Origin of the sequence: Dolichospermum heterosporum TAC447 (assembly GCF_024584745.1) — a bacterium.
Classification (GTDB): Bacteria; Cyanobacteriota; Cyanobacteriia; order Cyanobacteriales; family Nostocaceae; genus Dolichospermum; species Dolichospermum heterosporum.
In genome coordinates this window covers 4,699,854-4,712,020 of sequence record NZ_CP099464.1, presented here as the reverse complement: position 1 = coordinate 4,712,020, position 12,167 = coordinate 4,699,854, and the positions used below count along the sequence as shown (strand labels likewise).

Below are 12,167 nucleotides of genomic sequence, written 5' to 3'. Positions count from 1 at the left end.
AATTAATAAATGCCATCGGTTATAGTTTTGGACTGGGTGCGGCTGGAACAATTTTGACTACAACTTTGACGCTTCTGACACCTTTGATTTCTTTAGCAAGAGAATTAATTTTATTTAGTTGTTCTTGAGTCTGGACATTCCCAACCACGACAACTGCCCCATCTTTAGCAGCCACAGTTAATTGACTAGAGGGGATATTCGCCTCCAACTTAGAACGAACCTCACTGGCAAGATCACTATTAGCGCGGGTTGCACTTCCTCCAATGACGTTATTGCGTTGCTCACGGGCGCGAATATCTGCGTTGAGTTGATCTCGACGAACTTGGCTAGTTGCGTCTTTTTGATTGGCTAGAATTGTTTTGTCTGTGGGAACTTCACCAGTTTTCTCGATAGTATCTGGCGCACTGCTGCTAGTTTTGGCTTTATTGTCACAAGCAACTGTTCCCAGAAGTAAAATGCTACTGAGGACAAAAGGCATAATTGCTTTCATAGTTTGCATCCCTTTTACACACGAGAGATAACAGGATTGGCAGAACGGCTAATAGTTGGACTATTGTAAACTTCCCATTCACGCATTCCCTGGCGTTTGAAAATTGTTTCTGCTCTCAGGATTTCCGCCTCTGTGCCATCTACAATTACCAGATAATCCCCATCAACTACATAATCGTGGTAAATTTGCGCCCGATGTTCGGGGATTCCTAAACCTACTAAACTACCAATTAACCCACCAACTGCCGCTCCGATAGCTCCACCAGCTATAGTAGTAGCGATCGCTGTAGCTGCTGCTCCGGCTAACATAATTGGACCAATCCCTGGAATTGCTAGAGTTCCTAACCCAATTAGTAACCCTGCCAACCCCCCAACTGCTCCTCCTGCCTCGACTCCAGTTTTCGCGCCTTCCTCTACACGAGTGGTTTCATGAGTGGTTTCATGGCCGATTTCACGGGTTTCTGTTGGTTCTTGAACTCGTGTTTCACCAATTTGGTATCGCTGATTTAGATCTTCATCATGTTTAGCAATCACAGATACCTGATTCATGTCAAATCCATTATCTCGCAGTTCATTTAGAGCATCTTCTACTTCTTCGTGACTAGAAAATACTCCCACTGCTCGTTTATTATTAATCAAGGTCATTTTTTTATCCTTTCACAAGGGAAAAAGTGGCAGGTAACAAGGTAATTAAGAATTAGTTTGTAAGATCAAAAAAAGCCTTATTTCCCCCGCCCCTGCCTGGTAGTCTGTCAACCCGAAAATGACGGGTGAAGGCAAGCAGGGGGAGAAGAGAGGCAGGGGAGGCAGGGGAGGGAAGAACAGAAGTTTTTTCCGATCATTACCCGTCAAAATAAATTTGACGAACTACTAGTTAAGTAGTGAGACAGAATTAATTACACAATGTCATTGCGTAAGCGTTGCGTTAGCCATATGGAACGAAGTGAAATGAAGCAATCCCAAGGGTTGTGATTGCTTCCCTTCCCTCGCAATGACTGTAAATATTTTTGTCCAATTACTTAATCTACTCGATCATTTCTTTGGCTTGATCTTTCACATCTTCAACTGCGTGGCGAATTTTGGCTTCTGCTTGTTTTTCCTTGCCTTCTGCTTGAGTTTTTGGATCTCCGGTTAAATCACCTACTGCTTCTTGAACCTTACCTTCAATGTTTTTGGCAGTTGCCTTAGCTCTATTTTTTGTACTCATAATCTGCTCCTAATAGGAAATTTACTAACGCGGAATCTGGGTTTTATCTTCTTTCCACATTCGGATGTTCTTGGGTATTAACATCCAATTCTTCTCGGCGCAGAGTTTCTTCCGCTTCAATAGTTTCGTGATCTACAACTTTATCAACTCTGACTTCTTCTCGTAAGAAAGCTTCTTTATGAATATCCGCAGTTTCTTCATAAAGTTCTATTCGACTCACTTCTGTAGTACCAAAGCTGTCGCTACCTAAAGTCACCGTTTCTCCAGCATTTGTAGGAGTAACTCGCTCAATGACAATTCTTTCTTTATCTATGGGGACTGAAACCCGCGCCTTTTCTGTTTCCGTATGTTTCCCAACAATCACTTCTCCTGTTTTGGCGCGGATTTTGTTGGCAATTAATCGTTCTTGATATAGTTTGAAAGTTTGATGATCCTGATCATTCAATGCATATAAATTAGGTTCTTGTTGATAGTCATAGCCGCTACCATTACCTGACTTTCTTGGTGGGGCTATGGGAGGGGCTACCATAGTAGCTCCCGCAGGTCGAGAACTGGCTGTATCTACAGAACCGGAACTTTCTAAGAATGCTTCGGAACGATATACTCCTCTGACTTGTTCTTCATAGTTATAATCAATTTCTTTGTGTTCGTTAAATTCGGGTAAATTCTCTGCTTGTTGTTTGGTCATTCCCACTGTATAAATCCGTTCAGATGTATTATCAATGCGCGAACGACCAACCGGTAATAAAACTTTTTTCCCAAAAATCCACAAACCTAAATCAACAACGAAATAGCGAAAATGTCCTTGGTCATCTACTAAAATATCGCTGACTGTGCCAATTTTTTCATCTGCGGTTGCATAGACACCCATACCTTTGATGTCTTTGCCTTCAAAACTTTCTCGATAATTCGGATCAAATTCTTTGATTTTCAAAAGAGACATACTATTTCCCTCTCCACTTTTTATGGATATTGCAGGCAACAGGTTGATAATTTTGCTCCCGTTGCACTTTCACCATCAGTTGATGTCATCAAATATCAAATTATTCTCAACATTAGAACCTGGTACAATTGGGTTACTAGTTTTTCTGTTCTGTTAGTTCTAATATGTACACATTAGTTATTTTTATGATTAAGACCGTCCATCAAAGGGTTGATTATGCTGGTATGTCAATAGACAGAGTTAGAGATAGGACGTAATTTACCATGACATACTAGACATAGCCAGACATTCGTGGTATGATAGGACAAGCAACAAACTTAGTTCTATCAGATGACAGTAAATTATGTACCTCCAAGAGTCGCTGCTACCAGATTGGGAGTCAGCACCAAAACACTTGAAAGGTGGCTTGAAGACGGGAAAATCGAAGGCATCTTTACCCAAGGTGGACAAAGACGATATAACCTCGATTCAATTATCCCTGTTCGACATGGCAATCCGCCAGACGAGCGAACCACCCTTCTATATGCCAGAGTTTCAAGCCGCAGTCAGAAAAACGACCTTGAGCAACAAGTTCAGTTTCTTCAGTCTCGTTACCCTGGCGCAGAAATCATCACTGACATCGGCAGCGGACTCAACTTCAAGCGAAAAGGTCTTCAATCCTTACTGGACAGAGTTCTCGGCAACACTTGCAAACTTGTTGTCATTGCCCACAAAGATCGGCTTTGTCGCTTTGGATTCGATCTTATCTCATGGCTCTGTGCTAGGCAGCAAACTCAAATATTGGTTCTCAACCAAACGAACCTCAGTCCAGAGCGCGAAATGGTTGAAGATATCCTTGCCATCATCCATGTCTTCAGTTGCCGATTGTACGGACTCAGAAAGTACAAAAAACAAGTTGCTGAAGACAGTGAGTTACCGAGTGTATCCAGTAAAGGAACTTGAGTTTATTTGGAAAAAATGGGTGGCTGCCGTTCGCAAGGTTTACAACATTTCCATTGCCTACTTAAACGAAAATCAAGGCTTTAGTAAGGTTGGTAAAAAAGGTGGAAAAATGGGGTTTAGAACCATGCTTAAAGCCTCTGGTTTAATCCCTCAATGGTGTTTAGATTTGAATGTTTCTAAAATACTAGACAACGCTTCAATGGAAGCATATAAAGCATGGTCAGAAACAGCCAAAAACCCCAAAACAATTAATAAAGGTAAAGACAAAAAACCGCATCCTCAAGCAGGACTAAGGATTGCTAAGTTCCGAAGTATCCGTGACCAAAAACTAACCATTCAATTTGACCCGTCAGCATATAAAAATGGTAGATGGATGGTATCAACAACTAAACATCTACCGCGTCCTGAATTTAGAGGACAAGATTTTTGTGTTTTAACTAACGGGTCTTCAGAACTCACCTATAACAAGGGTCGCTGGTTTGCTCACTTCCCTGTGGAATTGCAGCGAACGGTAAGCATTACAAATAAAGTGATTGCGCTCGACCCCGGCATCAGAACTTTTATGACTGGTTTTGATGGCAGCGATTTCTTAGAATTTGGGAATGGAGATTTCAACAAAATAGCTAAACTTTGCTCACATCTTGACAAACTTAAATCAAAACACGATCTAAGTGTTGGACATAAATTCAAACGTCTTAGATATAAACTTAGACTTGCGATGGAAAAACTCAGAACTAGGATTAGAAACCTACGCTCTGAGTGCCATAAACAAGTCGGTTCATATCTAGCTAAAAACTATGATGTGATTGTACTTCCTACCTTTGAAACTTCCCAAATGGTTGTTAAAAAGAAACGGAAGCTAAGGAGCAAAACAGCTAGAGCAATGATGACTTGGGCATTCTATCAGTTCTCTCAAACTCTTGAGCATTTGTGTAACCGTTACGGTTCCAAATTAGTGAGAATAACTGAAGAATATACATCGAAGACTTGCACGAAATGCGGACACGTTCATAGAAAACTTGGTAGTTCTAAGAACTTTGTTTGCCCTAATTGCGGTTATGAAATATCGCGAGATTTTAATGGAGCCGTGGGGATTTTCCTCAAGGCAATGTGGGATACCACCTTTACCAACTCAGTTGGTGATGTTGTACTGGACATTCACGATATCTCAGATGTTAGGGAATGTCTCGGTTAAAAGTATCAGATTCTTAACTGAGTGAATATGTAGGAAAGTGCCAGATCCCCGACTTCTTGAAGAAGGGGATCTGTATTATCTGTGTGGGTTTAAAAGTGTATAAATTCATTTATAGCCAAATAATTTAAAAATTCCCCTTGGGGAAAATCGCAAATAATACACTCGGTGTCAAAAAATTGCACTAAAATCACTACGGCGGTAATCTTTGGTTGTGAGGTGTGAGGTATTTTTAAGTCAGCTTGACGATAAAATTAATCCACTTCCTGCGGTCTTTAGGCTTACTGCGCTAAAAAATTAGAGAGTTAATTTATGTTTCAGTTGTTAAGCCGGGTTTTGCTATGGCTCTTAATTGGTGTTGTAGCCTTTTCTTTGTTTCAAAGATTCTATCCATCAGTAACTTTTGTCGGCAGATTTATTTTAGGGTTGGTCATTGTTGTTTTAGCTTTAGCATTTCTCAATCCTAGTGAACCAGCGGTGGCTTCGTTGTGGCGATTTATCTCCTTCCCGCTCAAGCCCTTGGGTGCTTCGGTTTTAATGTTGTTTTTAGCTGCTCAAAAAATCAAAGGCGGTGGCATTGATAAACCGGGCGGTTTTTTATTAGGATGGGCGTTGACGGTTTTGCTTTTGTCCAGCACACCAGCGATCGCTTACTTCCTAGTCAGATCACCCGTTGCTACAGTTGGGGAGATGAACATCAATCAGCCAACTGCCCCATCTACCTTAGTGGCCTTTGATCTGGCAAATCCTAATTTCACAATCTCAGATATTCAGCAAAATATCATCCCACATAAGGTAGAGATAAATTCTCAAACCATAGCCTTCAATAGTCTGACTGCGAATATCCCTTCCTATTTACTCCAAAATCCTCAAGCAATCAGCACCCGTGGGTTACGGGTAGAAGACTTTGTTCCTAATGCAGAAACCCTGCAACTTACTACCCAAGTATGGGAAAGTTATCTCAATCAGATTTATGTTTTCTTGCGTGGACGTACGTAGAGGAGGTAGGGGGTAGGGGGAGTGGGGGGAGTGGGGGGAGTGGGGGAGTGGGGGGAGTGGGGGAGTAGGGGGAGTAGGGGGAGTGGGGGAGTGGGGGAGTGGGGGAGAAATTTCTTTCGTTCGTTCTTTCTTTCTTCTTTCTTTCTGTTGACTATTCTTACAATACCAAAAAGTTAGATAATTGTTGGCATGGCCAAATCTCACAGACTTGATAAAATCGCTGCTTATTTACGCCCCTATTGGCGCGAAACCGTCTTCGGTATTATTGCTTTATTAGTTGTCAATGGGCTGGGTGTATATATTCCTTTGTTAATTCGTTCAGGGGTAGATACTCTATCTCGGAGTTTTAGTTTTTCCCAAATCATCCATTATGTAATTCTCATCGCCCTACTTAGTTCCGCTATGTGGATGATGCGAATGGCTTCTCGCATTTGGATATTTGGCGTGGGAAGACAGGTGGAATTTGACCTGAAACAGCGAATTTTTCAACACTTATTGCAATTAGAACCTGCTTATTTTACGGTTAATACTCCTGGGGATTTAATTAGTCGCGCTACCAATGATGTAGATAATATTAGACGGTTGTTAGGTTTTGCTGTATTGAGTTTGGCAAATACTTTATTCGCATATACCCTAACATTGCCCGTCATGTTGTCTCTGAATGTGGAACTGACACTGGCATCATTAGCAGTGTACCCGTTCATGTTTTTGATGGTGCATTTTTTTAGCGATCGCTTGCGTAATGAACAAACCGCCGTTCAGGAAGAACTTGCAGAAATTAGTGAACTGGTGCGGGAAGATATGAGCGGTATAGCACTGATTAAAATTTACGCCCAAGAAAACAATGAGCGTCAAGCATTTAACCGGAAAAATGAGCAGCTATTAACCGCTAATCTCAAACTAGCTAAAACTCGCAACACCCTATTTCCGCTGATTGGTGGATTAGCAAGTTTAAGTTCTTTGATGATTATTTGGTTAGGTACAGCCAGAATATCCTCTGGAACTCTTGCAATTGGTGATTTTCTGGCTTTGCTAATTTATGTAGAGCGATTAATTTTCCCTACCGCTTTATTAGGATTCACTATTACTGCTTACCAACGGGGTGAAGTGAGTATTGATCGCTTGGAAACTATTCTCAGCGTGACTCCAAAAATTCAAGACACACCAGACGCTATCCATGTAGAACCCAGCCAACTCAAAGGGGAATTGACAGCAGTAAACTTTAGTTATACTTACCCCGGTGTAAATACCCCAGTTTTAGAACATCTGAATTTTCAGATCGCACCAGGGGAAGTAGTAGCTATTGTTGGTCCGGTTGGTTCAGGAAAATCAACCTTAGCGAATGCTGTCCCCAGATTATTGGATATTCAGCCAGGACAGTTGTTTTTAGATGGGTTGGATATTACAAAATTAGCTGTGAGTGATTTACGTGGTGCGATCGCCTACGTACCACAAGATAGCTTTTTATTCAGTACCACCATCAAAAATAATATCCGTTATGGTGATCCTGTCTCCGCCGCAGAAGACGTAGTTTACGCCGCCAAAATGGCGCAAATTGACGCAGAAATTCAGAATTTCCCCCAACAGTATGAAACCTTAGTGGGTGAGCGAGGAATTACCCTTTCTGGTGGACAAAGACAACGCACAGCTTTAGCAAGAGCAATGTTAATTGATGCCCCCATCTTGCTGTTAGATGATGCCCTATCCAGTGTAGACAATCAAACCGCTACACAAATCCTCACAAATCTGGCTACAGGGACAAAAAGAAAAACCGTAATTTTTATTACTCACCAGCTTTCTGCTGCTGCCACATCTGACCGAATTTTGGTCATGGAACAGGGGAAAATCGTTCAAACGGGTCGTCACTCAGAACTGGTAGAACAGCCTGGACTTTATCAAAATTTGTGGAATCAACATCAAGTAGAAGAACTATTACATTGAGCCAAAATGGATTAATTTTTGTAATAATTAGCAGTAGTATTAATCACCAACCAGCATAATCTAAAGATGTTTAAAAATTCACAGTTAGTAGCTTCTGAGTCCAGTAACTTATTAACATCTAAACAGCAGCGTCTTTTAGGAGCTATCGCTATTTTAGTCGTCATTAGTTTACTGACCTCAGCCGGTGGATCACCCATTGAACATAATGTTTCCAGCACATGGGAAGGTTTTATTTGGGGCATAGCCGATCCGGTGATTAGTTTAGACCGTTTTGCAGGGATTGTAGCATTAGGTTTATTTTCCGCTAGATTTACCCGTGGTAATTGGCTAAATATCACTTTTGTTATTGCTGCTATCTGTGGACAATTGATTAATTTATCTCCAGTGATCTTACCTGCGTCAGGAATAGCTATTGCTATTTGTACCATTGCATTAGGAGTAATGTTAGTTACACCAATTCCTATTCATTGGTTAGCAATAGCTTTATTAAGTGCTACTGCTGGGATATTTCAAGGTTACTCCGATGCTACATCCATCATCGGTGCAGAAACATTAACTATGATTATCTTTGTAATTAGTGTTGCCTTCACTCAAACAGTAATTATCATGAGTGCCAGAAAAATAGGTGTAAATTTTGGCATCAATGAAATTAATCAAATCTTACCTAAAATCATCCGTTTTGCTGGTTTAGTATTCTGTGCAATTGGTATCGTATTTTTGGGCTACTCAATAATTTAACGTAGGAATTAGGGAATAGGTATTGGGATTAGCACCGCTTGGCGGAAGTTAAGGGTCAAAACTAAGAGGAACGATGACAAGTTACTTTATTTATTAATAATGCTGATTATGAAACTATTGAATGAATATTTAGGAATATTACTGTGATGATTTTTTCTCAAGATTGGAGCAGGCCAGAAATGATTGCAACTGGAATAGAAACAAGAATCAGTCGCTTAGAATCTATTGTTGAACAAATTGGAGACGCTGTACTCTCGACAACTGAGACAATTGAACGTCTTGCTCACAGAGTTGATGCTCTGAGTCTACAAATAGAAGCCCAAGGAAAACAAGTACAGCAGCAAGGTTATCAGATTTTTGCTTTATGTGACGCTGTGCAAAGTTTGGCTGACTCGCAGAAGGATTCTATGGAACAAATCACTCAATTGTCACAAACCTTGGATGGACTTGTATCCTTATTGCAAAATGAATAATGATGGAAGGAGTTCAGGAGTCAAGCTAACGCCACGCTACGCTATCAGGAGTTCAGGAAGAAGGAAGAAGGAAGCCTTAATTACCTTAAACCCTTAACTTTGTCACTGCGATTTTTCCAGAAAAACATATATCAACATCACTATTAGGAGTCCGTTCTCGTTTACCATATTCTCCTGTATAGTAAAAATCATCACCTTCCATTCGGTAATTAACAGGTAAAGGTTTCGTACAAGGTTGACAAAATACCACTTCTGGATCTGCTTGTTGCGGTAACAGGTGCGGTAAATTGACATTCCAAAAACATCCAGGTTCTAGAGGAAGTTCCATCAAATCCTTTAATAATGCAGATGTCCATTTAACAGCCGTATCCCAATCATAATCACGTTTACCTTGACGATATTGAGAAACAGCAATTCCGGGAATCCCGTGCATAGCAGCCTCTCTGACAGCAGCCACAGTCCCAGAAATATACGCATCAACGCCTAAATTTCCACCAGCATTAATACCAGAAATCACATACTTGATATTTGGTGCAATATGTGAAATGGCAACTCGGATACAATCAGCAGGAGTGCCGGCGATCGCATATTCAAAATCAGAACGCCGTTGCAGATTAATCGGTTGATGGGTAGTAACTTGATGTCCACAGCCTGATTGATGAGATTGAGGTGCAGCAATAATTACTGATTTATCATTTACTGCTTTCAATAAAGCTGCAATACCCGGAGCATCAATACCGTCGTCATTGGTGATAATTATCGTCATACTATGTTTTTTTAATACTTATTATATCTGTTTAGTTTGGTAATTACTAGAATTCTTCTTGGTGATTTTTCTGGTATAGTCTACAAGCTAAAGCATAAAGTTGAGTAAAGTCGCTTCATTAACCTGCTTCTAAAATTGCACCCGAATTTTATGTGCTAATTATGAGCGTTAACCCCGGTTTCGGTGGTCAAAGCTTCATTCCTAGCGTAGTTCCTAAAATCCGCAAGTTACGTCAAATGTGTGATGAACGCGGTTTAGATCCTTGGATTGAAGTTGATGGGGGACTCAAAGCTAATAATACTTGGCAAGTTTTGGAAGCTGGTGCGAATGCTATTGTAGCGGGTTCGGCTGTGTTCAATGCTCCTGATTATGCTGAGGCGATTACCAATATCCGTAACAGTAAGCGTCCTAGTCCAGAATTAGCTGCTGTTTAATTTAATACTTGTGATTAAGTAAGACTCAGATCCCCGACTTCTTTGAGAAGTCGGGGATCTATTTTTAAAGAATTGCAAAAAATGAGCTATTTGAGTTAATTAATGAAATAATAAAATTGTTCAAACTTCCATAGTTTAAGATAGATGTCTCTATTTACCAAATTATTTTACCTCAGCTCCTCAGTTAATAAACCACTTGAAAATTATTTTACTGAAATAGTCGTTTGTTTTTTGCACCACAATCAAGATATTTTGATTGCTTGGTTGAAATCTTATTCAATTATCATTGAAGATAACTATTCTAACATCAAAGTTTTATCTCAAGAGAGATATAAAAACGAAAAAAGTATAATTGATATACAAATTGAGCTATCAAATGGAATAGACACAGATTTGATATTTATTGAGTCAAAAATTGGTGCTAAAGATCCAAACAATAATTTAAAAAAATATGCTGAAATTTTGAGAAGTTTACCAAATATCAGACATCGAATTTTAATTTATATCACTCGTAAAGATGATCCGAAAGACGAAATTAAGGTTCATACATCAAATTTATTACCACAAGTAAGTTTTTACTCATTGAAATGGCAAGATTTCTATGAATTTTTAAATGAGCATGAAGCTGATAGTTTAAAACCTGATACTCTAAAAATAGAGATATTAAAGTTTATGGAGAAAAAAGAAATGTCTAAGAATAAGGAATTTTCACTTATTGATTTAGTATCAATGATAACTTATCGTAATTTTGTCAAAAAAACTAGCAAGCTCATGGAGTCTACTTTTAGTGATGAAGTGAAAAATAAATTTATTGAAAATTTTGGTTATGAAAATGTCATCACGCCAAATTTAAAAACATTGGGAGATGATGCTATCACCAAAGGGTTTCCAGACTGGCACTTTAGATATTTTCTAGGATACTTTGATTTTACTCCAGAAGAAAATTCAACAGAATATCCAAATATAGAACATCTTAAGTTAGGTGTAGCTATTGGCGCATCGGCTAAATACAGAAGGCGTAGTAAATTTTGTCTTGAATCTATGGATAAAGTTGAGTATGAGCGTGATTGGAGTAAACGTATAAATGATGATGGATGGATGACTATTGATTATACAATAAATATTCAAGAATTGTTATCTGGAAAAGATCATTTATCAAACATCAGAAATTATTTTTTAGAATCCATTGACGAACTGAAAAAAATTCATGATGAATATTTTTATTGGAACAATTTAACTAAATAAAAAACAACACAAGAAGCTAAAGAAGAATATGAATCTTAATGATCAGTAATTTGAGTTAAGCGCATTTATGCTAAAATGCCATTACCACACTCTGTAAGGAGTTTTTTGTATGGCTAACGTTACTTACGATGAAATTTTTGGAGCAGTATTAACCTTACCTCCTCTATACAGAGCAATGCTTGCTGAACATCTTCTCAAAAGTCTTGATGAAAAGGAGCAAATTCAACTGGCTACACAGTTATTGCAATGGGTAGAAGTAAAGATTAATAAAGAACCTCAGTCTATGCCAAATAAAGGATTACGACAGCCAGGACTCGGTTTAGGTTCTTGTATATTCACTGATGACTTTGATGATCCACTACCTGATGAGTTTTGGCTTGGTGAAACATGAAATTACTATTCGATACCCACACTTTTATGTGGTGGCATAGCGAACCAGACCGTATACCTAGAGACACGCTAACATTACTTCAAAATCCCAATCATGAGTTACTTCTGAGCATAGTCAGCCTATGGGAAATGCAAATCAAAATTCAGTTAGGGAAATTAACTCTTAGAGATGATTTAGAACTTATGCTAAAAACTCAGCAGGAACAAAATAATATTACTTTATTATCTATAACATTTCTCCATATTCTGGAACTAAAAAACTTACCTCTACACCACAAAGATCCATTTGATAGACTTCTACTAGCTCAATCTAAAGTTGAAAATGCAACATTAATTAGTCGAGACTCAGTTTTCCAAAACTATGACTGTCCTGTAATTTGGTAATCGCTAACTCTTTTAGTATAAGTA

General features: G+C 39.1%; 14 protein-coding genes and 1 pseudogene. 10 read left to right on the top strand and 5 right to left on the bottom strand.

Annotation, left to right across the window (positions count from 1 at the left end):
• Positions 1-19: 19 nt before the first annotated feature.
• The 4 genes from NG743_RS21395 to NG743_RS21380 all read right to left on the bottom strand — a co-directional run bounded on the left by NG743_RS21395 (position 20) and on the right by NG743_RS21380 (position 2,639).
• Positions 20-490 (bottom strand): BON domain-containing protein, encoded by a 471-nt coding sequence (locus tag NG743_RS21395; protein WP_257120849.1) that lies wholly within the window; start codon positions 488-490, stop codon positions 20-22.
• 14 nt (positions 491-504) lie between these two features.
• Positions 505-1,134 (bottom strand): general stress protein, encoded by a 630-nt coding sequence (locus NG743_RS21390; RefSeq protein WP_257120848.1) that lies wholly within the window; start codon positions 1,132-1,134, stop codon positions 505-507.
• A 379-nt stretch (positions 1,135-1,513) separates the two neighbouring features.
• The gene (locus NG743_RS21385) at positions 1,514-1,696 is read right to left on the bottom strand and encodes a CsbD family protein (RefSeq protein ID WP_257120847.1); all 183 of its coding nucleotides are present in this window, start codon (positions 1,694-1,696) and stop codon (positions 1,514-1,516) included.
• Between the two features lie 43 nt (positions 1,697-1,739).
• Complete coding sequence (locus NG743_RS21380) at positions 1,740-2,639, bottom strand: DUF2382 domain-containing protein (protein ID WP_257120846.1); 900 nt, start codon at positions 2,637-2,639, stop codon at positions 1,740-1,742.
• A 330-nt stretch (positions 2,640-2,969) separates the two neighbouring features.
• Here NG743_RS21380 and NG743_RS21375 point away from each other — a divergent pair, with 330 nt between their 5' ends.
• The 6 genes from NG743_RS21375 to NG743_RS21350 all read left to right on the top strand — a co-directional run bounded on the left by NG743_RS21375 (position 2,970) and on the right by NG743_RS21350 (position 8,924).
• On the top strand, positions 2,970-3,581 hold the full coding sequence (locus NG743_RS21375; protein ID WP_257120845.1) for an IS607 family transposase: 612 nt from the start codon (positions 2,970-2,972) through the stop codon (positions 3,579-3,581).
• Positions 3,487-4,776: an RNA-guided endonuclease InsQ/TnpB family protein gene (locus tag NG743_RS21370; RefSeq protein ID WP_257120844.1), complete on the top strand. Its 1,290-nt coding sequence runs from the start codon at positions 3,487-3,489 to the stop codon at positions 4,774-4,776. The genes NG743_RS21375 and NG743_RS21370 overlap by 95 nt, the downstream gene beginning before the upstream one ends.
• Positions 4,777-5,085: 309 nt before the next feature.
• The gene (fraI, locus tag NG743_RS21365; RefSeq protein WP_027401914.1) at positions 5,086-5,772 is read left to right on the top strand and encodes a septal nanopore formation protein FraI; all 687 of its coding nucleotides are present in this window, start codon (positions 5,086-5,088) and stop codon (positions 5,770-5,772) included.
• Between the two features lie 189 nt (positions 5,773-5,961).
• Positions 5,962-7,713 (top strand): ABC transporter ATP-binding protein, encoded by a 1,752-nt coding sequence (locus NG743_RS21360; RefSeq protein ID WP_257120843.1) that lies wholly within the window; start codon positions 5,962-5,964, stop codon positions 7,711-7,713.
• A 66-nt stretch (positions 7,714-7,779) separates the two neighbouring features.
• A complete protein-coding gene (locus NG743_RS21355) occupies positions 7,780-8,451 on the top strand; it encodes a HupE/UreJ family protein (RefSeq protein WP_027401916.1) in 672 nt (223 codons plus the stop codon).
• Between the two features lie 179 nt (positions 8,452-8,630).
• Positions 8,631-8,924, top strand: coding sequence for a hypothetical protein (locus tag NG743_RS21350; protein ID WP_172891230.1), 294 nt, complete (start codon positions 8,631-8,633; stop codon positions 8,922-8,924).
• Positions 8,925-9,009: 85 nt separating this feature from the next.
• Here NG743_RS21350 and surE read toward each other — a convergent pair whose 3' ends face one another.
• Positions 9,010-9,690 carry a 5'/3'-nucleotidase SurE gene (surE, locus tag NG743_RS21345; RefSeq protein ID WP_027401918.1) on the bottom strand — a complete coding sequence of 227 codons (681 nt, stop codon included), beginning with the start codon at positions 9,688-9,690 and terminating at the stop codon, positions 9,010-9,012.
• A gap of 152 nt (positions 9,691-9,842) precedes the next feature.
• On the opposite strand from surE, the pseudogene NG743_RS21340 reads away from it, so the two are divergent.
• The 4 genes and pseudogenes from NG743_RS21340 to NG743_RS21325 all read left to right on the top strand — a co-directional run.
• Positions 9,843-10,124 (top strand): annotated as a pseudogene (locus tag NG743_RS21340) (beta/alpha barrel domain-containing protein); the annotation flags it as partial.
• A gap of 144 nt (positions 10,125-10,268) precedes the next feature.
• On the top strand, positions 10,269-11,369 hold the full coding sequence (locus tag NG743_RS21335; protein ID WP_039203076.1) for a PD-(D/E)XK nuclease family protein: 1,101 nt from the start codon (positions 10,269-10,271) through the stop codon (positions 11,367-11,369).
• A 109-nt stretch (positions 11,370-11,478) separates the two neighbouring features.
• The gene (locus NG743_RS21330; RefSeq protein ID WP_193964291.1) at positions 11,479-11,760 is read left to right on the top strand and encodes a hypothetical protein; all 282 of its coding nucleotides are present in this window, start codon (positions 11,479-11,481) and stop codon (positions 11,758-11,760) included.
• Positions 11,757-12,143, top strand: a complete 387-nt coding sequence (locus NG743_RS21325) for a type II toxin-antitoxin system VapC family toxin (protein WP_039203075.1) — start codon at positions 11,757-11,759, stop codon at positions 12,141-12,143. The genes NG743_RS21330 and NG743_RS21325 overlap by 4 nt, the downstream gene beginning before the upstream one ends.
• Positions 12,144-12,167 lie beyond the last annotated feature (24 nt).

What these genes read in the sequence shown, in the direction of transcription:
- NG743_RS21335 (WP_039203076.1), top strand. Translation starts at nt 10,269, where the DNA reads ATGTCTCTATTTACCAAATTATTTTACCTCAGCTCCTCAGTTAATAAA.
- NG743_RS21390 (WP_257120848.1), bottom strand. Translation starts at nt 1,134, where the DNA reads ATGACCTTGATTAATAATAAACGAGCAGTGGGAGTATTTTCTAGTCAC.
- NG743_RS21380 (WP_257120846.1), bottom strand. Translation starts at nt 2,639, where the DNA reads ATGTCTCTTTTGAAAATCAAAGAATTTGATCCGAATTATCGAGAAAGT.
- NG743_RS21325 (WP_039203075.1), top strand. Translation starts at nt 11,757, where the DNA reads ATGAAATTACTATTCGATACCCACACTTTTATGTGGTGGCATAGCGAA.
- NG743_RS21375 (WP_257120845.1), top strand. Translation starts at nt 2,970, where the DNA reads ATGACAGTAAATTATGTACCTCCAAGAGTCGCTGCTACCAGATTGGGA.
- fraI (WP_027401914.1), top strand. Translation starts at nt 5,086, where the DNA reads ATGTTTCAGTTGTTAAGCCGGGTTTTGCTATGGCTCTTAATTGGTGTT.
- NG743_RS21370 (WP_257120844.1), top strand. Translation starts at nt 3,487, where the DNA reads ATGTCTTCAGTTGCCGATTGTACGGACTCAGAAAGTACAAAAAACAAG.
- surE (WP_027401918.1), bottom strand. Translation starts at nt 9,690, where the DNA reads ATGACGATAATTATCACCAATGACGACGGTATTGATGCTCCGGGTATT.
- NG743_RS21355 (WP_027401916.1), top strand. Translation starts at nt 7,780, where the DNA reads ATGTTTAAAAATTCACAGTTAGTAGCTTCTGAGTCCAGTAACTTATTA.
- NG743_RS21350 (WP_172891230.1), top strand. Translation starts at nt 8,631, where the DNA reads ATGATTGCAACTGGAATAGAAACAAGAATCAGTCGCTTAGAATCTATT.
- NG743_RS21395 (WP_257120849.1), bottom strand. Translation starts at nt 490, where the DNA reads ATGAAAGCAATTATGCCTTTTGTCCTCAGTAGCATTTTACTTCTGGGA.
- NG743_RS21385 (WP_257120847.1), bottom strand. Translation starts at nt 1,696, where the DNA reads ATGAGTACAAAAAATAGAGCTAAGGCAACTGCCAAAAACATTGAAGGT.
- NG743_RS21330 (WP_193964291.1), top strand. Translation starts at nt 11,479, where the DNA reads ATGGCTAACGTTACTTACGATGAAATTTTTGGAGCAGTATTAACCTTA.
- NG743_RS21360 (WP_257120843.1), top strand. Translation starts at nt 5,962, where the DNA reads ATGGCCAAATCTCACAGACTTGATAAAATCGCTGCTTATTTACGCCCC.